18 protein-coding genes and 6 tRNA genes are annotated in these 22933 nt (G+C 70.6%); 14 read left to right on the top strand and 10 right to left on the bottom strand.

Annotated elements, in window-relative coordinates:
• Window positions 1-60: 60 nt before the first annotated feature.
• The 4 genes from SGLAU_RS16005 (at window position 61) to SGLAU_RS16020 (ending at window position 1989) form a co-directional block, all read left to right on the top strand.
• Window positions 61-1605, top strand: a complete 1545-nt coding sequence (locus tag SGLAU_RS16005) for a metallophosphoesterase family protein (protein WP_043502156.1) — start codon at window positions 61-63, stop codon at window positions 1603-1605.
• A gap of 80 nt (window positions 1606-1685) precedes the next feature.
• Window positions 1686-1758, top strand: a tRNA-Glu gene (locus SGLAU_RS16010).
• A gap of 53 nt (window positions 1759-1811) precedes the next feature.
• Window positions 1812-1886, top strand: a tRNA-Asp gene (locus tag SGLAU_RS16015).
• Between the two features lie 29 nt (window positions 1887-1915).
• Window positions 1916-1989, top strand: a tRNA-Phe gene (locus tag SGLAU_RS16020).
• Between the two features lie 90 nt (window positions 1990-2079).
• Here the strand turns inward: SGLAU_RS16020 and SGLAU_RS16025 are convergent.
• Window positions 2080-3522 carry a right-handed parallel beta-helix repeat-containing protein gene (locus SGLAU_RS16025; protein ID WP_043502159.1) on the bottom strand — a complete coding sequence of 481 codons (1443 nt, stop codon included), beginning with the start codon at window positions 3520-3522 and terminating at the stop codon, window positions 2080-2082.
• Between the two features lie 170 nt (window positions 3523-3692).
• Here SGLAU_RS16025 and hrpA point away from each other — a divergent pair, with 170 nt between their 5' ends.
• From hrpA to SGLAU_RS16040, 3 genes are all read left to right on the top strand, one after another.
• Window positions 3693-7637, top strand: coding sequence for an ATP-dependent RNA helicase HrpA (hrpA, locus tag SGLAU_RS16030; RefSeq protein ID WP_043502161.1), 3945 nt, complete (start codon window positions 3693-3695; stop codon window positions 7635-7637).
• A gap of 93 nt (window positions 7638-7730) precedes the next feature.
• Window positions 7731-7805 (top strand) — tRNA-Asp (locus tag SGLAU_RS16035).
• A 242-nt stretch (window positions 7806-8047) separates the two neighbouring features.
• Window positions 8048-8236 (top strand): DUF6274 family protein, encoded by a 189-nt coding sequence (locus tag SGLAU_RS16040; protein ID WP_043502163.1) that lies wholly within the window; start codon window positions 8048-8050, stop codon window positions 8234-8236.
• A gap of 570 nt (window positions 8237-8806) precedes the next feature.
• On the opposite strand, the gene bldC is transcribed toward SGLAU_RS16040, so the two are convergent.
• Both bldC and SGLAU_RS16050 read right to left on the bottom strand, forming a co-directional pair.
• Window positions 8807-9013, bottom strand: coding sequence for a developmental transcriptional regulator BldC (gene bldC, locus SGLAU_RS16045; protein ID WP_003949541.1), 207 nt, complete (start codon window positions 9011-9013; stop codon window positions 8807-8809).
• 527 nt (window positions 9014-9540) lie between these two features.
• Complete coding sequence (locus tag SGLAU_RS16050) at window positions 9541-10395, bottom strand: hypothetical protein (RefSeq protein ID WP_043502164.1); 855 nt, start codon at window positions 10393-10395, stop codon at window positions 9541-9543.
• 223 nt (window positions 10396-10618) lie between these two features.
• Here SGLAU_RS16050 and SGLAU_RS16055 point away from each other — a divergent pair, with 223 nt between their 5' ends.
• Together SGLAU_RS16055 and SGLAU_RS16060 are read left to right on the top strand one after the other, a co-directional pair.
• Window positions 10619-11713 (top strand): Leu/Phe/Val dehydrogenase, encoded by a 1095-nt coding sequence (locus tag SGLAU_RS16055; protein WP_043502166.1) that lies wholly within the window; start codon window positions 10619-10621, stop codon window positions 11711-11713.
• Window positions 11714-12028: 315 nt separating this feature from the next.
• The gene (locus tag SGLAU_RS16060) at window positions 12029-12274 is read left to right on the top strand and encodes a DUF3073 domain-containing protein (protein ID WP_043502168.1); all 246 of its coding nucleotides are present in this window, start codon (window positions 12029-12031) and stop codon (window positions 12272-12274) included.
• 69 nt (window positions 12275-12343) lie between these two features.
• Here the strand turns inward: SGLAU_RS16060 and purM are convergent, their stop codons facing one another.
• From purM to purS, 7 genes are all read right to left on the bottom strand, one after another.
• A complete protein-coding gene (gene purM, locus SGLAU_RS16065) occupies window positions 12344-13411 on the bottom strand; it encodes a phosphoribosylformylglycinamidine cyclo-ligase (protein ID WP_043502170.1) in 1068 nt (355 codons plus the stop codon).
• 43 nt (window positions 13412-13454) lie between these two features.
• On the bottom strand, window positions 13455-14981 hold the full coding sequence (gene purF / locus SGLAU_RS16070) for an amidophosphoribosyltransferase (protein ID WP_043502172.1): 1527 nt from the start codon (window positions 14979-14981) through the stop codon (window positions 13455-13457).
• Window positions 14982-15052: 71 nt separating this feature from the next.
• On the bottom strand, window positions 15053-15853 hold the full coding sequence (locus SGLAU_RS16075) for an META domain-containing protein (protein WP_043502175.1): 801 nt from the start codon (window positions 15851-15853) through the stop codon (window positions 15053-15055).
• 118 nt (window positions 15854-15971) lie between these two features.
• A complete protein-coding gene (locus SGLAU_RS16080; RefSeq protein ID WP_043502177.1) occupies window positions 15972-16766 on the bottom strand; it encodes a maleylpyruvate isomerase family mycothiol-dependent enzyme in 795 nt (264 codons plus the stop codon).
• A gap of 85 nt (window positions 16767-16851) precedes the next feature.
• Window positions 16852-19110, bottom strand: coding sequence for a phosphoribosylformylglycinamidine synthase subunit PurL (gene purL / locus SGLAU_RS16085; protein ID WP_043502178.1), 2259 nt, complete (start codon window positions 19108-19110; stop codon window positions 16852-16854).
• The gene (gene purQ / locus SGLAU_RS16090; protein ID WP_043502179.1) at window positions 19107-19787 is read right to left on the bottom strand and encodes a phosphoribosylformylglycinamidine synthase subunit PurQ; all 681 of its coding nucleotides are present in this window, start codon (window positions 19785-19787) and stop codon (window positions 19107-19109) included. Before purQ ends, purL begins: the two co-directional genes overlap by 4 nt.
• Window positions 19784-20047: a phosphoribosylformylglycinamidine synthase subunit PurS gene (purS, locus tag SGLAU_RS16095; RefSeq protein ID WP_003991326.1), complete on the bottom strand. Its 264-nt coding sequence runs from the start codon at window positions 20045-20047 to the stop codon at window positions 19784-19786. Before purS ends, purQ begins: the two co-directional genes overlap by 4 nt.
• Window positions 20048-20357: 310 nt before the next feature.
• On the opposite strand from purS, the gene SGLAU_RS16100 reads away from it, so the two are divergent.
• From SGLAU_RS16100 to SGLAU_RS16120, 5 genes are all read left to right on the top strand, one after another.
• On the top strand, window positions 20358-20675 hold the full coding sequence (locus SGLAU_RS16100) for a histone-like nucleoid-structuring protein Lsr2 (RefSeq protein ID WP_043502181.1): 318 nt from the start codon (window positions 20358-20360) through the stop codon (window positions 20673-20675).
• A gap of 153 nt (window positions 20676-20828) precedes the next feature.
• Window positions 20829-20900, top strand: a tRNA-Gly gene (locus tag SGLAU_RS16105).
• Window positions 20901-20983: 83 nt separating this feature from the next.
• Window positions 20984-21056: transfer RNA gene (locus SGLAU_RS16110), tRNA-Gly, on the top strand.
• A 135-nt stretch (window positions 21057-21191) separates the two neighbouring features.
• Window positions 21192-22154: an ABC transporter ATP-binding protein gene (locus SGLAU_RS16115; RefSeq protein ID WP_043502182.1), complete on the top strand. Its 963-nt coding sequence runs from the start codon at window positions 21192-21194 to the stop codon at window positions 22152-22154.
• Window positions 22151-22921 carry an ABC transporter permease gene (locus tag SGLAU_RS16120; protein WP_043502184.1) on the top strand — a complete coding sequence of 257 codons (771 nt, stop codon included), beginning with the start codon at window positions 22151-22153 and terminating at the stop codon, window positions 22919-22921. The genes SGLAU_RS16115 and SGLAU_RS16120 overlap by 4 nt, the downstream gene beginning before the upstream one ends.
• Window positions 22922-22933: the final 12 nt, after the last annotated feature.

The raw sequence follows: 22933 nt of genomic DNA on the forward strand, positions 1-22933 counted from the left end.
GCCGTCCCGCACCCGGCCCGCCCCGGCATGGCCACCCGCGCACCGGGGCACAAGGCCCCAATGGCCCGCGTCACCGCCGCAGTCCTGAACGTCCTGACCCGCCCGATCCGCCGGCGCGGCACGCCGCGCACCCCCCGGTCCGCCCCCGGTCCGGCCCCCCGGCCCCGTCCCTGGGCCCGCGCCCTCGGCCTGGTCGCGGTCGTCCTGCTCGGCGGCTGGCTGGGCCTGCTGGCCGTCGGGCAGGTCCGGGTCCCGGTCGGCCCGATGGACACGACCATGACCCTGCGCCCGTCCTTCACCGGCGGCACGAAGATCAACGTCTCGCCGCTGGGCGCGCTGCACCTGGACAGCCACATCGCCCCGGTCCGCCTGGACGTCAACGTCGACCAGCTCGACCCGGCCCGCTCGCAGGCCCTGGTCGACCATCCCGAACGCCTGTCCGGACTCCAGGACGAGGTGACCCGGGACATCGGGCACGGCACGCTCGACCTGGCCGTGCGCTCCTGCGTCGCCGTGGTCACCGGGGCCACCGCGCTCGGCCTCGCCGTCTACCGCCGCCCGGGCCGCGCCCTGGCCTCCGGCGGTCTCGCCCTCGCCCTGCTCGCCGCCTCCGGAGCGACCGCGTACGCCACCTGGAACCCGAAGTCGGTCCTGGAGCCGCGCTTCTCCGGCCTGCTCTCCTCCGCCCCCTCCCTGGTCGGCGACGCCCGCAGCATCGTCACGGAATTCGACGTCTACCAGAAGGAGTTGGCGCGCCTGGTGACGAACGTGACGAAGCTGTACGACGCCACCTCCACCCTCCCCGCGTACGCCCCCGACCCCACCACCATCCGCGTCCTGCACGTCTCCGACATCCACCTCAACCCCGCGAGCTGGAAGATCATCGCGTCGCTGGTGGAGCAGTACGAGGTGGACGTGATCGTCGACTCCGGCGACACCATGGACCACGGGACGGCCGCGGAGAACGGCTTCCTGGACCCCATCGAGGACCTGGGCGCCCCGTACGTCTGGGTCCGGGGCAACCACGACTCCCGGGCCACCCAGCGCTACCTGGCGGGCCTGAGGAACGTCACCGTCCTGGACGACGGCCGCGCCCGGACGATCGCGGGCCTGCGCTTCGCGGGCATCGGCGATCCCCAGTTCACCCCCGACCGCTCCGACAGGCCGGGCGCCGAGCAGTCCCAGGAACTGGCGGGTGCCCGGCTGGCCTCGGCGCTGCGCGACCAGCGGGCCGCCGGGACGCCGGTGGACGTCGCCGTCGCCCATGAGCCGGCGGCGGCCCGGCAGACCGACGGCGAGGTGCCGCTGGTGCTGTCCGGGCACGTCCACCACCAGAAGACGGAGGTCATGAAGTACGGCACCCGGCTGCGCATCGAGGGCTCCACCGGCGGCAGCGGGCTGCGCGCGGTCGAGGGGCGGGAACCCGACCCGATCGAGGCGTCGATCCTCTATTTCGACCGTGACACCCGCCGCCTCCAGGCCTGGGACGCGATCCGGCTGGGGGGTCTGGGAGAGACGACGGCGGAGGTCAGCCGCCACTTGGCGGAGGAGAACGAGCCGGGCGTGTCCCCGTCGCCGGCCGACTCGGGCAGCCCTTCTCCGTAAACCGTTTTGGCGATCCCTCCCGCCATCCCATATGCTTCTCACGTCCCCGACGCGCTGAGAAGCGCCCAGGCGGGCCGATAGCCCTCATCGTCTAGCGGCCTAGGACGCCGCCCTTTCAAGGCGGTAGCACGGGTTCGAATCCCGTTGGGGGCACGCAGTACCGTGTGCGACACTTACCTACGTCGGTTCGCACGCAAGCCACACTTGGTCCTGTGGAGCAGTTTGGAGTGCTCGCCACCCTGTCAAGGTGGAGGCCGCGGGTTCAAATCCCGTCAGGACCGCTGAGGTTTCGTTTCACGTGAAACCTCGTGGCTGGGTAGCTCAGTTGGTACGAGCGTCCGCCTGAAAAGCGGAAGGTCGCCGGTTCGACCCCGGCCCCAGCCACAACCGCCCCCTCCGGATTCCGGAGGGGGCTTTTTCGTGCCGTGTCCGGCCGGGTCCGGTGCCATGTCCGGCCGGGTCCGCCCCGCGGGGTCACTCCTTGTTGCGGGCGCGGGTGATGTTCGGCTCGCAGTCCGGGGCGATGTCCCAGGGGCCGCCGAGGTTGCCGGTCAGGTCGTTGTCCTCGAAGACGCCGCCGCTGCCCCCGTCGATCCACACGCCTTCGTAGTGGTTGCGGTTGATGTTGTTGTGCCGCAGGACCGTGGAGCTGTCCTCGTCGATCCGCACGCCGACACCGCCGTTACCCGTGATGCCGTTGTTCTCCAGCCTGCCGAGGCCGCCCTCATAGGCGTAGACGCCGTTCACCTTGTTGTCGAAGATCTGGTTGCGGCGCAGCGTGGGGTTCGAACCGGTCTTGATCTCCACACCGGAGAACTGGTTGCCGAAGATCTCGTTGTCCTCCAGCGTGCCGAGGCCGTTGTTGAACACGAACACGCCGCTCTGCCGGCCGCCGTGGATCTTGTTCTCCCGCAGCCGCGGATCGGCACCGTCACGGATGGCGACACAGGCGAGGCTGTCGCTGCTGATGTCGCACTTCTCCAGCTCCAGCCGGCCCTGGAAGATCGTGACGCCGTGCGACCGCCCCGTCCCCGCGACCCGCCGCAGGGTCAGGTTCGACACCCGCCCGATGCTGGCCTTGAAGACCAGGGCGCTGGCGTCGTGGGCCCGGATCTCGATGTCCTCGCGCCGCCCGTCGCCCATGATCTCCAGCGGCTTGTCGACGACCAGGCTCTCCTCGTAGAGGCCGGGCCGGACGAAGATCCGGTCACCGGGCCTGGCCGCCTTGATCGCCTCGCCGACCGTCGTGAAGTCACCGCGGTGGAAGGCGTCCACCACATGGGTCGGCGGCTCGGACTTGGCGGTGCTCCCGGCCGCGGCACCGGTGTCCCCGGTCTGCCGCGTCGCCGGCCCCCTGGTCTCGGTGCGCCGCGCCGCGCTCCCCGACGGCGGCGTCGCCACCCGCCCGGGCGTCGCCGGGAGCTGCTCCGGAAGCCGCGAGAAGGTGTCCAGCATCTGCTTCGCCAGCTGAGCGATGGCCCGGCGTACCACCGGGGAGCTGAACGGCTCGAAGCGCAGCTCACGCCAGTCGACGTGCTGGCGGCTGTGCAGGACCCCGGCCAGCTCGCTGCGCTCGCGCCATGCCGGGTCGTCCATCTCGCGGGCGCCGATGTAGTACACGGGCAGGATCAGGTCCCGCCGGCCCAGCTTCTCCTCCCGGTCCAGGAAGCGGCGGATCTCCGCCTCGCACGCCGGGCTCCTGAACAGGCTCGGAGTGACGATGACCAGCAGCAGCGTCACGGCGTCCAGCGTGTCGTCGATGCGCTGCTGCCAGTTCTGGCCCCAGTCGATGTCGTTGCGGTCCTGGAAGATCGCGAACTTCTCGCCCGTCTGCGCCCGGACCTCCGCCTCGAGCCGCTCCCGGAACTGTGAGAGCTGGCCGTCGTCATGCTGATCGTCGAAGCGGACATAGCTCATGAACGCCGCAGGATTCACCGGCACGGCATCCCCCTCCCGTCACAGTGCGTGAATTCTGACACCCGGAGAGAGGCGACGACAGGCGATCCGCCAAACCGGGCACCGGCCCCAGCACGCCGCGCCAAAAGCGTTAGCCACGAATTTCCCGGGGATGAGATCCTGGATCGCGTATGTCTACGCACCCCGCCCCCGCCCTCGGCGCTCTCGCCCCCCGCCTGACCGAGCTGTCCCTGCGCGACGCGCACCGGCTCGGGCGCAGGCTCGAAGGCGCACGCAAGATCCGCAAGCCGGAGGCCCGGGCCGCCGTCCTCGCCGAGATCGAGGCGGAGGTCTCCAAGGCCGAGGAACGGATGGCCGGGCGCCGCTCCCGCGTGCCCGCGATCACGTACCCCGAGCAGCTGCCGGTCAGCCAGAAGAAGGCCGAGATCGCGGCGGCCATCCGCGATCACCAGGTCGTGATCGTGGCCGGTGAGACCGGCTCCGGCAAGACCACCCAGATCCCGAAGATCTGCCTGGAGCTGGGCCGCGGCGTGCGGGGGATGATCGGGCACACCCAGCCCCGCCGGATCGCCGCCCGCACGGTCGCGGAGCGCGTCGCCGAGGAGCTGGACACGCCGCTCGGCGAGGCCGTCGGCTGGAAGGTGCGCTTCACCGACCAGGTGAACCCGGACGCCACCTTCATCAAGCTGATGACGGACGGCATCCTGCTGGCGGAGATCCAGACCGACCGCGAGCTGCGCGCCTACGACACGATCATCATCGACGAGGCGCACGAGCGGTCCCTCAACATCGACTTCCTGCTCGGGTACCTCGCGCAGCTGCTGCCCCAGCGCCCCGACCTCAAGGTCGTCATCACCTCCGCGACCATCGACCCGGAGCGTTTCTCCCGGCACTTCGGCGACGCCCCGATCATCGAGGTCAGCGGCCGGACCTACCCGGTGGAGGTGCGCTACCGCCCGCTGCTGGAGGAGGACTCCGAGGACGCCGACCGCGACCAGATCACCGCGATCACGGACGCGGTCGAGGAGCTGATGGCCGAGGGCAAGGGAGACATCCTCGTCTTCCTCTCCGGCGAGCGGGAGATCCGCGACACGGCGGACGCGCTGACGAAGAAGCAGTACCGGTTCACCGAGATCCTGCCGCTGTACGCCCGGCTCTCGCACGCCGAGCAGCACCGCGTCTTCCAGCCGCACACGGGCCGCCGGATCGTCCTGGCCACCAACGTGGCCGAGACGTCCCTGACCGTCCCGGGCATCAAGTACGTCATCGACCCCGGCTTCGCCCGCATCTCGCGCTACAGCCACCGCACCAAGGTCCAGCGGCTGCCCATCGAGCCGGTCTCGCAGGCCAGCGCCAACCAGCGCAAGGGCCGCTGCGGCCGTACGTCCGACGGCATCTGCATCCGGCTGTACAGCGAGGAGGACTTCCTCGCCCGCCCGGAGTTCACCGACGCGGAGATCCTGCGCACCAACCTGGCCTCCGTCATCCTCCAGATGACCGCGGCCGGCCTCGGCGACATCGAGAAGTTCCCCTTCATCGACCCGCCGGACCACCGCAACATCCGCGACGGCGTGCAGCTCCTCCAGGAGCTGGGCGCGCTCGACCCGGCGCAGAAGGACCCGCGCAAGCGGCTCACCGAGACCGGCCGCAAGCTGGCCCAGCTGCCCGTCGACCCGCGCCTGGCCCGCATGGTCCTGGAGGCCGACCGCAACGGCTGCGCCCGCGAGGTCATGGTGATCGCGGCGGCACTGTCCATCCAGGACCCGCGCGAGCGTCCGGCCGACAAGCAGACCCAGGCCGACCAGCAGCACGCCCGCTTCAAGGACGAGACCAGCGACTTCCTCGCGTACCTCAACCTGTGGCGGTACATCCGCGAGCAGCAGAAGGAGCGCGGCTCGTCGTCCTTCCGCCGGATGTGCAAGCAGGAGTACCTGAACTTCCTGCGCATCCGCGAATGGCAGGACATCTACACCCAGCTGCGCACGGTCGCCAAGCAGATGGGCATCCACCTCAACGAGGACGACGCGCCCGCGGACCGCGTCCACGTCTCCCTCCTCGCCGGCCTCCTCTCCCACATCGGGATGAAGGACGTGAAGGACGGCAACAAGAACGAGTACCTGGGCGCGCGGAACGCCAAGTTCGCGATCTTCCCCGGATCGGCGCTGTTCAGGAAGCAGCCCCGCTTCGTGATGTCGGCGGAACTGGTGGAGACCTCGCGCCTGTGGGCCCGCGTCAACGCCAGGATCGAGCCCGAGTGGGTCGAACCGCTCGCCGGCCACCTCGTCAAGCGCACCTACTCCGAGCCGCACTGGGAGAAGGACCAGGCGGCGGTGATGGCGTACGAGAAGGTCACGCTGTACGGCGTCCCGATCGTGGCCCAGCGGAAGGTGAACTACGGCCGGATCGACCCGGAGACCAGCCGCGAGCTGTTCATCCGCAACGCCCTGGTCGAGGGTGACTGGCGCACCCACCACAAGTTCTTCGCGGACAACCGCAGGCTGCTCAGCGAGGTCGAGGAACTGGAGCACCGCGCCCGGCGCCGGGACATCGTCGTCGACGACGAGACGCTGTTCGACTTCTACGACCAGCGCGTGCCCGAACACGTCGTCTCCGGCGCGCACTTCGACTCCTGGTGGAAGCGCAAGCGGCACGAGCAGCCCGACTTCCTGGACTTCGAACGGGAGATGCTGATCCGGGAGTCGGCGGAGGCGGTCACCAAGGCCGACTACCCCGACACCTGGCGGCAGGGGCAGCTCAAGTTCCGCGTCACCTACCAGTTCGAACCGGGCGCGGACGCGGACGGCGTCACCGTGCACATCCCGCTCCAGGTGCTCAACCAGGTCACCGGCGAGGGCTTCGACTGGCAGATCCCGGGTCTGCGGGAGGAGCTGGTCACGGAGCTGATCCGCTCCCTGCCCAAGCCGATCCGCCGCAACTACGTGCCCGCGCCGAACTACGCCAAGGCGTTCCTGGAGCGGGCGGTCCCCCTCCAGGAACCGCTGACCGTGACGATGGCCCGCGAGCTGAAGCGCATGGTCGGAGTCCCCTTCGAGGCGGACGACTTCGACTGGGCGAAGGTCCCCGACCACCTCCGCGTCACCTTCCGGATCGTCGACGAGCGGCGCCGCAAGCTGGCCGAGGACAAGGACCTGGAGGCGCTGAAGCTCCGGCTGAAGCCGAAGGCGCGCAAGGCCCTCTCCCAGGCCGCGGCGGCGACCGCCGTACGGCAGGGCGGGGAGTCCCTGGAGCGCAAGGGCCTGACCGACTGGACGATCGGCACGCTCACCCGCGTCTTCGAGACCCGCCGGGCCGGCCAGCCGGTCAAGGCGTACCCGGCGCTGGTCGACGACGGTGACACGGTCTCGGTCCGGCTCTTCGACACGGAGCCCGAGCAGGCGGAGGCCATGTGGAAGGGCACCCGCCGCCTGATCCTCCGCAACATCCCGGTGAACCCGGCGAAGTTCGCCTCCGACAAGCTGACGAACGCCCAGAAGCTCGCCCTCTCCGCGAATCCGCACGGCTCCGTCCAGGCGCTGTTCGACGACTGCGCGACGGCCGCGGCCGACAAGCTGATCGCGGACTTCGGCGGGCCCGTGTGGGACGAGGAGTCGTACCGGAAGCTGTACGACAAGGTCCGCGCGGAGATCGTCGACACGACGGTACGCACGGTCGCCCAGGTGCAGCAGGTGCTGGCCGCGTGGCAGGCCTGCGAGCGCCGCCTGAAGGCCGTGCGCAGCCCCGCGCTGCTGCCGAACCTCCAGGACGTGCGCAGGCAGCTGGACGCGCTGGTGAAGCCGGGCTTCGTGACGGAGAGCGGGCTGCGGCGGCTGCCGGACCTGATGCGCTACCTGGTCGCCGCCGACCGGCGCCTGCAGCAGATGCCGACGAACGTCCAGCGGGACACCACCCGCATGGAGAAGGTCCACGAGATGCAGGACGAGTACGCCTGGCTGCTGGAGCAGCTGCCGCAGGGCCGGCCGGTCCCGTCGTCGGTCCTGGACATCCGCTGGATGATCGAGGAGCTGCGGGTGAGCTACTTCGCCCACGCGCTGGGCACGGCGTACCCCGTCTCCGACAAGCGGATCGTGAAGGCGATCGACGCGGCGGCTCCGTGATCATCCCGGCACACAGGGTGAGTTCGACCAGGGCGCCAGGCTCCTGTAGAGTCTCTTCTCGCAGCGCAACGCAGGAATAGCGCGGCGAAACCTGGTCCTGTGGAGCAGTTTGGAGTGCTCGCCACCCTGTCAAGGTGGAGGCCGCGGGTTCAAATCCCGTCAGGACCGCATCGACACGAAGAGGCCCGCCCCCGAGAGGGAGCGGGCCTCTTCGCCGTACCCGCGGCAGCGCGGGGCCGCGGGCGCCCCTGACAGCCCCTCAGGCCCCTTCGGGCACGCCCGTCGTCCCACATCCGCCCGCCGGTCGTATACGGCCCTCCTGGCGGCGCTCGCGCCCTTGACGGCGTCACTTCCCGTCGGTACCCCAGGAGTCAGGACGGCGTTTCCCGTACGGCCCCCGGAGGTGGCGTATGGCGGCATCGGTGAGGCACGAAACGCGGGCGCTGCTCCGGGCCCATCTGTCGGCCGCGTCGTCGTACCGCCATCTCACCCGGCACTGTCCGGTCTGCCGCCGGCTGCTGCGGCTCGCCCTGCAGACGCCGGCCGGCCAGGAGGAGCCCGCCTGGCGGACCGAGGACGAGAGCCGCTCCCCGGCGTGACGTCCCCGGCCCGGGTCGCTGGAGGCGGCCCCAGCGGAAGCGGCCCCCGGTGGAGCGGGCGCGCCCGACGGAGCGGCCTTCAGTGGAGCGGCCCTCGGTGGAGCGGGCGCGCCCGGCGAGGCCCGCGCGGCCCCAACGCCCGTGCTGCTGAAGGGCGCTGGAACGTCCGCCTCCACTAGCGCAGATATGCCGAGGGCAACAAGTAGGCCGGCGTGTGACGGGTGTCACCGCATGAGTTTTTGAAACCGCGGTACTTACCCCGGTCCTACAACTGGTCAATTTAATATGTGCAATTGCACTCCCACCGAGGGGCGCCGGACAGCCGTTTCGACACCCCTCCCCAGACTCCGACAGGCCCGCGCACAGCGGTGCCGCGCACCCCCGGTCCGCGCACAAAAAAGATCGCGCTGGACCCGGCGGGGTCCAGCGCGATCGAACGACGCACCCTGATGGCATCTCAAGAGTGTGGGCGAGGGGCCTGTTGGGGCAGGACCCGCGTCGTGTGGTGCCAGGGTTTCGGGCTGCCCGGCGGGTTGGGGGACCTACCGGATTGCCCCGTTATGCAGTTGTTCAGGCCTCGCTGCGCTGCTGCGGGATGCCCGCGAGCAGAGCGCGGACCTCGGCCTCGCGGTAACGGCGGTGTCCGCCGAGCGTACGGATCGACGTGAGCTTGCCGGCCTTCGCCCACCGCGTGACCGTCTTCGGGTCCACGCGGAACATGGTGGCGACCTCAGCCGGGGTCAGCAGCGGCTCGGCATCAGGGGTGCGAGCGGTCATGAGCGGCCTCCTCGGGAGAACCGAACCTTCTCGGTTCTTTCCTCTAAATTCTGCACCTTGACCCGCGTTGCCCGAAATGGCGGACGCGAGTCGAGTCGGTTATAGGACGAACGGCTTGTCCTCGGCACTACAACTACACCATCTGTCCAGCCGCGTCGGCCAAACCGATGGAATTGCCCTCCCAGGTGTTCATCAGCGACGGAAGCCGATGGACCATGCCATAGCGGACAGTCACGCCACTGTGACGATCAGTCACAGGGCGATCAGGAGTCACCAGACCCCCCAAAGCGTGCAATGCTGAGATTCCCCCCACAGTGGAGCACAACAGGGCGGACGGAGTCCTCCCCGGACTCCTTGTCCTATTTTGGCACGAGGAGGGGCAAGGGACGCAAGGGTGGTGCTACGTGCGGTCCGTCACCCTTGACACAGCGTCGCCGGAAACGCCCGGATCAGGACACGGGCCCTGGGATGACGGTGCGTGAGCTGAGCCGACGTGAGCCACGTCACGCACGGGGGTGGAGCGGGCTTCAGTTCGCCGACCGCCGGTCCCGCACCGCCCGCCACCGCTCCACCAGCCGGCCGTACGCCTCCCCCGCGGCCGCCCCGTCGCCGTTGCGCAACGCCTCGATGCCCGCGGCCACATCGGCCGCCGAGTGGTCGTCCTCCAGGTCGCCGGCCGGCAGGGCGTGCACCAGTCCGCCGTAGTCCAGCTCGACCAGCGAACGCGGGTGGAACTCCTCCAGCCAGCGCCCCACGTCCACCAGGCCGTCGATGAGCGGCCCCTCCTCGATGGCGTCCCTGAGGGTGCGCAGGGCCCGGGCGACCCGGCGGCGGGCCTGCACCATGGGCGTGCGGTACCGCAGCACCGGAGCGGCGTCCCGCGGCGCGCCCCCGGAGCCCTTGGCGTACTCCCGCTCCTCGTCGGCCACCAGCACGAACCAGTTGAGCGGCACCTGCCAGGTCGCGGTGCGGATCCAGGGGCGGGCGTCGGGGTTCCCGGCCAGCCAGCGCTCGTAGTCCTGGGCGGCCTGGTGGCGCACGACCGGGGGCAGCACGGCGTCCAGGACCGGAGCCGGCAGCTCCTCGGCGAGATCGCCCAGGGCCTGCCAGCCGCGCAGCCGGGTGCGCCACGGGCAGACGTGCACCACCCCGCCGGCCTCCAGCACGAACGCGTCGCCGCTCTCGTGCACCGGGACCACCACGGGCGGGGTGGGCAGCAGGTCGGCGAGCGAGCGACGCAGCTCGTCCTGGTACGAGGGGCGGTCCGGGCGGCGGGCGTAACGCTCCCAGTGGCCGCGCTCGGGCTCCGCGAAGGCGGCCAGCGGTTCGTACACCCGCAGGTAGGCCGCGTACGGGACGATCACCGAGGACACCTTGGGCACGCCTGCTCCCTCCCCCGCCGGATGCCGGGGAAACGTGGGGAACCCGACGGCATGGCCGCGGGAAAACTATGCGAATCGTCGCACGGCGGTACTCCGTGGGGGGGTGATCCTGAACACTGTCCGTCCGGCGGCGCTCGCAGGCTCTACTCTCGTGCTCACAGCGCCCGCCACCCTCACGGGATGCTGGTCCCACCCGCCGTTCTTCACCTCAGGAGTCACCACCGTGACCGACGTAACCGACGGCGTCCTGCACACCCTGTTCCAGTCGGACCAGGGGGGTCATGAGCAAGTAGTGCTCTGTCAGGACCGCGCCAGCGGCCTCAAGGCCGTCATCGCCATCCACTCCACCGCGCTGGGCCCCGCCCTCGGCGGTACCCGCTTCTACCCGTACGCGACCGAGGAAGCGGCCGTCGCCGACGCGCTGAACCTCGCGCGCGGGATGTCGTACAAGAACGCCATGGCCGGCCTGGACCACGGCGGCGGCAAGGCCGTGATCATCGGTGATCCCGAGACGATCAAGAGCGAGCAGCTGCTGCTCGCCTACGGCCGTTTCGTCGCCTCCCTGGGCGGCCGCTACGTCACCGCCTGTGACGTCGGCACGTACGTCGCCGACATGGACGTCGTGGCCCGCGAGTGCCGCTGGACGACCGGCCGGTCCCCCGAGAACGGCGGCGCGGGCGACTCCTCCGTGCTCACCGCCTTCGGTGTCTACCAGGGCATGCGGGCCAGCGCCCAGCACCTGTGGGGCGACCCGACGCTGCGCGGCCGCCGGATCGGCGTCGCGGGCGTCGGCAAGGTCGGCCACCACCTGGTCGACCACCTGCGCGACGAAGGTGCCGAGGTCGTCATCACCGACGTCCGCGAGGACGCCGTGCGGCGGATCCTCGACCGGCACCCCGAGGGCGTGACCGCGGTCGCCGACACCGAGGCGCTGATCCGGGTCGAGGGCCTGGACATCTACGCGCCCTGCGCGCTCGGCGGCGCGCTGAACGACGACACCGTGCCCGTGCTGACCGCCCGTGTGGTGTGCGGCGCGGCCAACAACCAGCTCGCGCACCCCGGGGTGGAGAAGGACCTCGCCGACCGCGGGATCCTCTACGCGCCGGACTACGTGGTGAACGCCGGCGGTGTCATCCAGGTCGCCGACGAACTGCACGGCTTCGACTTCGAGCGGTGCAAGGCGAAGGCGGCGAAGATCTACGACACCACCCTCGCCATATTCGCACGTGCGAAGACGGACGGGATCCCGCCGGCCGCCGCGGCCGACCGGATCGCCGAGCAGCGGATGGCCGAGGCCGCCGCGGCACGCGGCTGGTGACGTTCCGGGAGGTGTCCCGCGGGGTCGTGGCGCGGGTTTGAGCGGTACCTGCCGGTGGGCAGTTAGAGACAACTCTCACTTCCACCGGCGGGTCGTCCGTCAATAAGTGGTTAAAATCGCCACTGACCAGCGAGGACGGGGCGCCTCGAAGGTCCTGGGCGCGGGCACGTCATACGGGCGACGTACCGTATGGGCGCGGGCTCAGGTACCGTGGAAGCCCTACGGACCGGCCTCTCCATGGAGAGTCCGTTCTGGACCATGAACGCGTGTCAAGACTCTGGGGCCGTCGAGCCCCGTCGTTGAGGGGGTCGAGCCATGGGGCGCGGCCGGGCCAAGGCCAAGCAGACGAAGGTCGCCCGCCAGCTGAAGTACAACAGCGGTGGGACTGACCTCACACGCCTGGCCGAGGAGCTGGGCGCATCGACGTCGAATCAGTCACCGAACGGTGACCGCTTCGAGGACGATGAGCATGACGACGACCTGTACGCAAAGTACGCCGACCTCTACGGGGACGACGAGGACGAGGACGACGACTCCTCGCACCACCGTCGCGGCGCTTGACCTCGTACTGAGCAGCAACCCGGTCGGTGACCTCGGTCACCGACCGGGTTCTGTGCTGCCCACGGGGGCTCAGCTCGCGTAGTCACCCACGAGGGCGGCGCCCGTCCCGTGGTCACCGCGGTCGGTGATCTCGCCTGCGACCCAGGCGTCGACCCCGCGGTCGGCCAGCGTCGCGAGGGCCACGTCGGTGGACTCCTCGGGGACGACGGCGATCATGCCGACGCCCATGTTGAGGGTCTTCTCCAGCTCCAGCCGCTCGACCCGGCCGGTCTCGCCGACCAGGCCGAAGATCGGCGCCGGGGTCCAGGTGGACCGGTCGACGACCGCGTGCAGCCCGTCCGGGACGACCCGGGCCAGGTTGGCGGCCAGGCCGCCGCCCGTGATGTGGCTGAACGCGTGCACCTCGGTGGTGCGGGTCAGGGCCAGGCAGTCCAGCGAGTAGATCTTCGTGGGCTCCAGCAGCTCCTCGCCGAGGGTGCGGCCCAGCTCGTCGATCCGCGCGTCCAGGGACAGCCCGGCCTGGTCCAGCAGCACGTGGCGGACCAGGGAGTACCCGTTCGAGTGAAGACCGGAGGCCGCCATGGCGATCACCGCGTCACCCGTACGGATACGATCCGCGCCGAGCAGCCGGTCGGCCTCCACGACGCCCGTGCCGGCACCGGCGACGTCGAAGTCGTCCTCGCCCAGCAGACCCGGGTGCTCGGCCGTCTCGCCGCCCACCAGGGCGCAGCCGGCCAGCACACAGCCTTCCGCGATGCCCTTCACGATGGCGGCCACCCGCTCGGGGTGGACCTTGCCGACGCAGATGTAGTCGGTCATGAACAGCGGTTCGGCACCGCAGACGACGATGTCGTCCATGACCATCGCCACGAGGTCGTGGCCGATGGTGTCGTACACGCCCAGCCGGCGGGCGATGTCGACCTTCGTGCCCACGCCGTCGGTGGCGGAGGCGAGCAGCGGGCGCTCGTAGCGCTTGAGGGCGGAGGCGTCGAAGAGGCCGGCGAATCCGCCGAGGCCGCCGAGGACCTCGGGGCGCTGGGTCTTCCTCACCCACTCCTTCATCAGCTCGACGGCGCGGTCCCCCGCTTCGATGTCGACGCCCGCGGCTGCGTAGCTGGCACCAGTTGTCTCAGACATGGCTATGAGAACTTTCGTGTCGTACGGCAGGTAACGCGGACGGCTACGGGCGACGGATGGCGTCGGCGGCGGCCGTGGCGGCGGGACCGGCGGCGAGCTCGGTCTCCAGCAGCTGCTTGCCCAGCAGCTCGGGGTCGGGGAGCTCCATCGGGTACTCGCCGTCGAAGCAGGCGCGGCACAGGTTCGGCTTGGCGATCGTGGTCGCCTCGATCATGCCGTCGATGGAGATGTAGGCGAGGGAGTCGGCGCCCAGGCTGGTGCCGATCTCGTCGATCGTCATGCCGTTGGCGATCAGCTCCGCGCGGGTGGCGAAGTCGATGCCGAAGAAGCAGGGCCACTTCACCGGCGGCGAGGAGATCCGGATGTGGACCTCCGCGGCGCCCGCCTCGCGCAGCATCCGGACCAGGGCCCGCTGGGTGTTGCCGCGCACGATCGAGTCGTCGACGACGACCAGGCGCTTGCCCTTGATGACTTCCTTCAGCGGGTTCAGCTTCAGGCGGATGCCGAGCTGGCGGATGGTCTGCGAGGGCTGGATGAAGGTGCGTCCGACGTACGCGTTCTTCACCAGGCCGGCACCGAACGGGATGCCGGAGGCCTCCGCGTAGCCGATGGCGGCCGGGGTGCCGGACTCCGGTGTCGCTATGACCAGGTCGGCCTCGACCGGGGCCTCCTTCGCCAGCCGGCGGCCCATCTCCACGCGGGAGAGGTACACGTTCCGGCCGGCGATGTCGGTGTCCGGGCGAGCCAGGTACACGTACTCGAAGACACAGCCCTTGGGCTTCGCTTCCGCGAATCGCGAGGTGCGCAGGCCGTTCTCGTCGATGGCGATGAACTCGCCCGGCTCGATCTCCCGCACGTAGCTCGCGCCGCAGATGTCGAGGGCCGCGCTCTCCGAGGCGACCACCCAGCCGCGCTCCAGGCGGCCGAGGACCAGCGGGCGGATGCCCTGCGGGTCGCGGGCGGCGTACAGGGTGTGCTCGTCCATGAAGACGAGGGAGAAAGCGCCACGGACCTTCGGCAGGACCGTGTGGGCGGCTTCCTCGATGGTCAGCGGCTTGCCGTCCGCGTCGACCTGCGCCGCGAGCAGCGCGGTGAGCAGGTCGGTGTCGTTGGTCGCTGCGACACGGGTGGACCGGCCGTTGTCCTTGGGCAGCTCGGCGACCATCTCGGCGAGCTGCGCCGTGTTGACCAGGTTGCCGTTGTGGCCGAGCGCGATGGAACCGTGCGCGGTGGCGCGGAACGTCGGCTGGGCGTTCTCCCAGACGGAGGCACCGGTGGTCGAGTAGCGGGCGTGACCGACCGCGATGTGACCCTGGAGCGAACCGAGAGAGGTCTCGTCGAAGACCTGGGAGACCAGGCCCATGTCCTTGAAGACGAGGATCTGGGAGCCGTTGCTGACCGCGATTCCCGCGGATTCCTGACCCCGATGCTGGAGGGCGTAGAGCCCGAAGTACGTGAGCTTGGCGACCTCTTCACCCGGAGCCCAGACACCGAAGACGCCACACGCGTCCTGGGGGCCTTTCTCGCCGGGGAGCAGGTCGTGGTTGAGTCGTCCGTCACCACGTGGCACGCCTCCGAGTGTAGGCGAGGTCGACCACTGGTCCGAATTGGGGAATGCCTGATCAGCGCCGCCGTCATGGTTCAGCCGGCCGCGACCGCGGTCACACTCTCGCCGTTTTCGCTGGTCAGAGTGAGGGTGCGGTGATCGAGGCGGTACTGGACGGTGCCGTCGAACATCCGCAGGAGCCGCTTTTCGATGCCCATGAGTGAGGCGTCGCACATCATTCGGGTGGTGGACGGCGTGCCGAGGGTGATATTGCCGTCGCGTACGGTCGCCGTGGAGGTCACCTTGTTGCAGCCGAGGCGGCCGGTGACCCTGCCGTCCTCCTCGAAGGTGAGGTGCGCCCGCGCGTCCTGCGGGAGGGACTGGGCGACGCCGTCCGCGCCGAGTGCCGTCACGTTCCAGCGGGTGCCGGTCAGGGGCGCGTCCTGGACCTTGCTGAGCCGCACGCTGTCGCCTCCGTCGGTGGTCAGGGTCAGCCGGTCGCCGCTGACCCGGGTCGTGAGCGGGCCGTCGGCGAGGGTGCGGGCCAGGGTCCGCTCGAACTTCATCGGCTTGTCCTCGCAGCCCATCTCGGTCGTCGTGGCGTCGCCGAGCCGGATCCGGTCGCCGTCGAAGGAGGCCCGGGCGGTGAAGTGGTTGCAGCCGTAGTTGCCCTGTGCCCTGCCGCTGTCGTCGATCGTGACGTAGGCGCCGGCCGGGGCGTCGTGCGCGGTGCCGCCGACGGTGACGCCGTCCACGGCCCAGTGCACGCCGGTGACGCCGCCGACGTCGGCTCCGGCGGGCTGTGAGCCGGCCTCCTCGGTGCCGCAGGCCGCCGCGAGCGGCAGCAGGGCGAGGACGGCTGCGGTGAGGGTGATGCGATGCGTCTGCCTGTACATGCCGCTTCGACGGGGCGACCGGGCCGATCGGTTCCACCCGGACGCGTGCGGCCCGGCTCCGGCTCGGTCCCGGCCCGGTTCCGGCCTGGTCCCGGCCCGGCTGCGGCCCGGTTCCGGTCTACGAAAGGACCGGCAGCAGCGCGCGCAGATCGGCCCGCTCGCCGCTGGCGCTGACCTCCGCCCGTTCCAGGGCCTCGGTCCAGGTCGTCCGCCCGGTCGCCAGCCGGATCCAGGTCAGCGGATCGGTCTCGACCACGTTCGGCGGGGTGCCCCGGGTGTGCCGGGGCCCTTCCACGCACTGCACGACCGCGTACGGCGGGATCCGCACCTCTGTGGACCCGCCGGGCGCCTTCGCGGCCAGCGCGTCCGCCAGCAGCCGGGTGCAGGCGGCGACGGCCTGGCGGTCGTACGGGATCTCCAGCCCGGGCACGGCGGCGTTCAGGTCGTCGGTGTGGACGACGAGTTCGACGGTGCGGGTGACCAGGAAGTCGGTGAGGGTCATGGCCCCGGCCCGGATGTCCAGGAGGCGGGAGCCGGGCGCGTCGGCGAGGTGCCCGGTCAGCTCGGCCTCGGTCCGGGCGTACAGCGCGTCGAGGTCGGGGTGGTCGGCGGCGAGCCGCCGGGTGCCGTCGGCGATGGCCCCGGCGAACGGGGCGGTCGCGGACGGGTAGTCGAGCAGCGCCAGGTCCGCCTTCGCCGGCTCGGCACGCTCCAGGGCACGGCTGACCGCGGCGACGGTCATGGTGATGTGGGCGGCCAGTTCCCGCACGGTCCACTCGCCCAGGCGCGTCGGCAGCGCGAGCTGTTCGGGCGTCAGGGTGCTCACGGCGCGGCGGACCTGCCCGAACTGGGCGGACACCGCGGCACGGATCTTGGCGGGGTCATAGCTGCGAGTGCGCTTCTTGGCCGGCATGGGGCGAGCCTATGCCGGGACACGCGCGCCCGGCCCCGCCCCGGCTGCCGGAGCCGGGGCGGGGCGGGGCGGTACGGGCCGCCGGTTACGCGAGCAGCGCCGGGATGGTGCCCTCGTGGGCCGTGCGCAGCTCCTCCAGCGAGAGGCTGAACTCGCCCTGGATCTCCACCGAGTCGCCGTCGACGACACCGATGCGGGTGGCCGGGAGACCGCGGGCGCCGCACATGTCGGTGAAGCGGAGCTCCTCGGAGCGCGGGACGGCGACGATCGCGCGGCCCGCGGACTCGGAGAAGAGGAAGGTGAAGGCGTCCAGGCCGTCGGGGACGACCAGACGGGCGCCCTTGCCGCCGAGCAGCGCCGACTCGACGACCGCCTGGACCAGTCCGCCGTCGGACAGGTCGTGCGCGGAGTCGATCATGCCGTCGCGGGAGGCGGAGATCAGGATCTCGGCGAGCAGCCGCTCGCGCTCCAGGTCCACCTGCGGGGGCAGGCCGCCGAGGTGGTCGTGGATCACCTGGGACCAGGCCGAGCCGCCGAACTCCTCGCGGGTGTCGCCGAGGAGGTAGATCAGCTGGCCCTCCTCCCGGAAGGCGACCGGGGTGCGGCGGGCGACGTCGTCGATGACGCCGAGGACCGCGACGACCGGCGTCGGGTGGATGGCCGCCTCGCCCGTCTGGTTGTAGAGCGAGACGTTGCCGCCGGTCACCGGGGTGCCGAGCTGCTTGCAGCCGTCCGCCAGGCCGCGCACGGCCTCCGCGAACTGCCACATCACGGCCGGGTCCTCGGGGGAGCCGAAGTTCAGGCAGTCCGAGACGGCGAGGGGCTTGGCACCCGTCGTGGCCACGTTGCGGTAGGCCTCGGCCAGGGCCAGCTGCGCACCCGTGTACGGGTCGAGCTTGGCGTAGCGGCCGTTGCCGTCCGTGGCGATGGCGACGCCGAGGCCGGTCTCCTCGTCGATGCGGATCATGCCGGAGTCCTCGGGCTGGGCGAGGACGGTGTTGCCCTGCACGAAGTGGTCGTACTGGGACGTGATCCACTTCTTGGAGGCCTGGTTGGGGGACGCGACCAGCTTCAGGACCTGGTCCTTCAGCTCCTCGCTCGTCGCCGGGCGGGGCAGCTTGCCGGCGTCGTCCGCCTGGAGTTCGTCCTGCCAGGCCGGGCGCGCGTACGGGCGCTCGTAGGTCGGGCCCTCGTGGGCGACCGTGCGCGGGTCGACGTCGACGATCTTCTCGCCGTGCCAGAAGATCTCCAGGCGGTCGCCGTCGGTCACCTCACCGATGACGGTGGCGATGACGTCCCACTTCTCGCAGATCTCCAGGAAGCGGCCGACCTTCTCCGGCTCGACGACCGCGCACATGCGCTCCTGCGACTCGCTCATGAGGATCTCCTCGGGCGAGAGCGTGGAGTCGCGCAGCGGGACGTCGTCCAGGGTCACGCGCATGCCGCCGGAGCCGTTCGACGCCAGCTCGGAAGTGGCGCAGGACAGGCCCGCCGCGCCGAGGTCCTGGATGCCGACGACCAGCTTCTCGGCGAACGCCTCCAGGGTGCACTCGATGAGCAGCTTCTCCTGGAAGGGGTCGCCGACCTGCACCGCGGGGCGCTTCGACGGCTTGGCGTCGTCGAAGGTCTCCGAGGCGAGGATCGACGCGCCGCCGATGCCGTCGCCGCCGGTCCGGGCGCCGTACAGGATGACCTTGTTGCCCGCGCCGGACGCCTTGGCGAGGTGGATGTCCTCGTGCCGCATCACACCGATGCAGCCGGCGTTGACCAGCGGGTTGCCCTGGTAGACGGCGTCGAAGACGACCTCACCGCCGATGTTGGGCAGGCCCAGGCAGTTGCCGTAGCCGCCGATGCCCGCGACGACGCCCGGCAGGACGCGCTTGGTGTCGGGGTGGTCGGCGGCGCCGAAGCGCAGCGGGTCCACGACGGCGACCGGGCGGGCGCCCATCGCGATGATGTCGCGGACGATGCCGCCGACACCGGTGGCCGCGCCCTGGTAGGGCTCGACGTACGACGGGTGGTTGTGCGACTCGACCTTGAAGGTGACCGCGTAGCCCTGGCCGACGTCGACCACGCCGGCGTTCTCGCCGATGCCGACGAGCAGGGCGTCGTTCTCGGGGGCCTTCTCGCCGAACTGGCGGAGGTGGACCTTGGAGGACTTGTACGAGCAGTGCTCGGACCACATGACCGAGTACATGGCCAGCTCGGCGCCGGTGGGGCGGCGGCCGAGGATCTCGACCACGCGCTCGTACTCGTCCTTCTTCAGGCCCAGTTCGGCCCAGGGCAGCTCGACGTCGGGGGTCGCGGCCGCGTGCTCGACCGTGTCCAGAGGCGTCCGGCTCATGCGTTGACCAGCTTCTTGAGGATCGAGGTGAAGAACGGGAGGCCGTCGGTGCGGCCGGTGCCGATCAGCGGCTCCACGGCGTGCTCCGGGTGCGGCATCAGGCCGACGACGTTGCCCGCCTCGTTGGTGATGCCGGCGATGTCGCGGAGCGAGCCGTTGGGGTTGAAGTCCACGTAGCGGAAGGCGACCCGCCCCTCGGCCTCCAGCTTGTCGAGCGTGTACTCGTCGGCGACGTACCGCCCGTCCATGTTCTTCAGCGGGATGTGGATCTCCTGGCCGGCGCTGTAGTCGGTCGTCCAGGCGGTGTCCGCGTTCTCCACCCGCAGCTTCTGGTCGCGGCAGATGAAGTGCAGGTGGTCGTTGCCGAGCATCGCGCCGGGGAGCAGGTGGGCCTCGGTGAGGATCTGGAAGCCGTTGCAGATGCCGAGGACCGGCAGTCCGGCCCTCGCCTGGTCGATGACCGTGTCCATCACCGGCGAGAAGCGGGCGATGGCCCCGGCGCGCAGATAGTCGCCGTAGGAGAAACCGCCGCACAGCACCACGGCGTCGACCTGCTTGAGGTCCTTGTCCTTGTGCCAGAGGGCGACGGGCTCCGCGCCCGCGAGGCGGATCGCACGCCGGCTGTCCCGGTCGTCGAGTGAGCCCGGGAAAGTGACGACGCCAATACGAGCGGTCACTTCGCGGCCTCCGCGACTTCCTCGACGCGGACGGTGAAGTCCTCGATCACGGTGTTGGCGAGGAAGGATTCCGCAAGATCGTGGATGCGGGCGAGCGCGGCCTCGTCGACCGGCCCGTCAACTTCCAGTTCGAAACGCTTTCCCTGGCGGACGTCCGAGATCCCGTCGAAACCCAGCCGCGGCAGTGCGCGCTGCACCGCCTGGCCCTGGGGGTCGAGGATCTCCGGCTTGAGCATGACGTCGACTACGACGCGTGCCACTGGCACTCCCGGTGTGTGGTGCTGAGCAGGTCCCTTCAGACTACCCGCACAAAATTTCTACGCGAGTAGAGTTGTAGGAACCTACGGAACGGGCGTCACGATCCGGCATCGGACCGGCCTCTTCACGAAAAGTTCGGGGAAAGATCCCGGGAGTCCCGCCGATGCCTATTGCGCTGGGACACGCGGAGAGATTTAGTCGGGCTTCCCAATGCTTTGCCGGGCACTGTACAAATGAATTGGCAATAGCCGATACTCGGCACGTCATCGCAGATGAGCTGCATTGAGGTGCCGCACGAAGGGACCGATATTCGTGGCGCAAAAGGTCGTGGTCACCCTCTTTGACGACATCGACGGCTCGGAAGCGGCGGAAACGATCGCCTTCGGGCTCGACGGCAAGTCGTACGAGATCGACCTGAATGAAGCCAATGCCAGGAAACTGCGCAAGGCGCTCGCGCCCTACGTGGAGGCCGGGCGCAAGCGCTCGAGATCCGGCAAGGCGTACCAGCAGACCGAGGTCGCCCCCGATCCGTCGGCGATCCGCGCCTGGGCGCAGGCCAACAGGATGGAGGTGCCCGCGCGCGGCCGGATCCCGAAGAAGGTCTACGAGGCGTTCGCCGCCGCGCAGTGAGCCGCCGCCGCGGCCGTCCCGCGGCTCCCGCCGGCCGGGCCGATGCCCGCTCAGCCGCCCCTCGCGCCAACCGACTTGCGCAGCACCCCCGCTGATCAGCTAGAGTCTGGAGCACGCCGAGGGGCGAGGCCGAAAGGCCCGGCTCACGGACACGCGGGTGTAGTTCAGTAGCAGAACATCCCCCTTCCAGGGGGAAGGCGCAGTGTGCAATTCCTGTCACCCGCTCTGCACCACCACCGTACGAACCACTGCTGTGGATCAGGTAGGCTGGTGCTCGCACCGGTCAGTGAGAGCTGGTCGGGAGCAATGCGGACGTAGCTCAGTTGGTAGAGCGCAACCTTGCCAAGGTTGAGGTCGCGAGTTCGAGCCTCGTCGTCCGCTCTCCGCACGAAGGCCCCGGTCACCGACCGGGGCCTTCGTCGTGTCCCGGGTCCCTCCGGTGCCTCTGACATTTGTCATGTTCGCGGATGACACGGCGCACTGCCGTACGGCTTCCGCCACCGCGACGCTGGAGGCATGAACACACACGGACACGAGCACGTGATCGAGGTCACCGACCTCAAGCGTGTCTACGGGGGCGGGTTCGAAGCGGTGCGCGGCATCACGTTCAGCGTGGCCCGCGGCGAGGTCTTCGCGCTGCTGGGCACCAACGGCGCCGGCAAGACCTCCACGGTCGAGCTGCTGGAAGGACTCGCCCCGCCGAGCGGTGGCCGGGTGCGGGTGCTCGGGCACGACCCCTACGAGGAGCGGGACGCCGTACGGCCCCGCACCGGGGTCATGCTCCAGGAGGGCGGGTTCCCGGCGGAGCTGACCGTCGCCGAGACCGTGCGCATGTGGGCCGGGTGCACCAGCGGGGCGCGGCCCGTCGGGGAGGCGCTGGAGACCGTCGGGCTGGGCAAGCGGGCCGGGGTGCGGGTCAAGCAGCTGTCCGGCGGCGAGCGGCGGCGGCTGGACCTGGCGCTGGCCCTGCTGGGCGGCCCCGAGGTGCTCTTCCTGGACGAGCCGACGACCGGCCTGGACGCCGAAGGGCGGCGCGAGACCTGGGACTTGGTGCGCGCGCTGCGCGACGGCGGCACGACGGTGCTGCTGACCACGCACTATCTGGAGGAGGCCGAGGAACTGGCCGACCGGCTGGCCATCCTGCACGAAGGACGCATCGCGGCCGGCGGCACCCCGGACGAGGTGACCTCCGCCCAGCCGTCCCGCATCTCCTTCGAACTGCCCGAGGGCTACTTCCTCGGCGACCTGCCCGCGCTCGGTGAACTGGGCGTCGTCGGACACGAGGTGGACGGCAGGACCGTACGGCTGCGGACGCACGAGCTGCAGCGCGCCGCCACCGGACTGCTGGTGTGGGCCCGCGACGCCCGGGTCGAGCTGCGGCGGCTGGACGTGCGGCCGGCCTCGCTGGAGGAGGCGTTCCTGGGGATCGCCGGGCGGGCGTCGGCCCTCGCGGCACGCAAGGAGGAGGTCGGAGCATGAGCACGACGACTGTCACGGGGCGGATGGCCGCGCTGGCGCGGACCGAACTGATCCTGCTGGGACGCAGCCGGGCCACCATCGTGGCCGCGGTGATCGTGCCCCTGTTCCTGCCGTTCAGCGTGCGGTCCGCGGTCGACGAGGCGGACCTGAAGGAGGCCGGGCTGTCCGTGGGCACCCTCCTCCTGCCCGCCGCCGTCGGCTTCTCCCTGCTGTTCGCCGTCTACGCCGCCCTCACCACCGCCTACGTCACCCGCCGCGAGGAACTGGTCCTCAAGCGGCTGCGCACCGGGGAGCTGAGGGACCGGGAGATCCTGGTCGGGGCCGCGCTGCCGGCCATCGGGATCGGGCTCGCGCAGTGCCTGCTGCTCGCCGCCGGGTGCCTGGCACTGCTGGACCTGGGCGCACCCTCGGCACCCCATCTCGTCGCGCTGGGGCTGCTGTTGGGGCTGGTGATGTGCGCGGCGCTCGCCGCCGTCACCGCCGCGTTCACCCGGACCGCGGAGAGCGCGCAGGTGACCGGGCTGCCGCTGATGTTCCTCTCCATGCTGGGCTCGGGGATCACCGTCCCGCTGGAGGTGCTGCCCGACCGGCTGGCGTCCTTCTGCGAGCTGCTGCCGCTCACCCCGGTGATCACCCTGGTGCGGAGCGGCTGGACCGGGGACCTGTCCGGCTACGACGCGCTGGGCGCCGTCGCCACCGCGCTGGCCTGGACCGCGATCGCGGTGTTTGCTGTACGGCGGTGGTTCCGCTGGGAGCCGCGGCGCTGACGGATGGGGGTG

Origin of the sequence: Streptomyces glaucescens, assembly GCF_000761215.1 — a bacterium.
GTDB classification, from domain to species: Bacteria; Actinomycetota; Actinomycetes; order Streptomycetales; family Streptomycetaceae; genus Streptomyces; species Streptomyces glaucescens_B.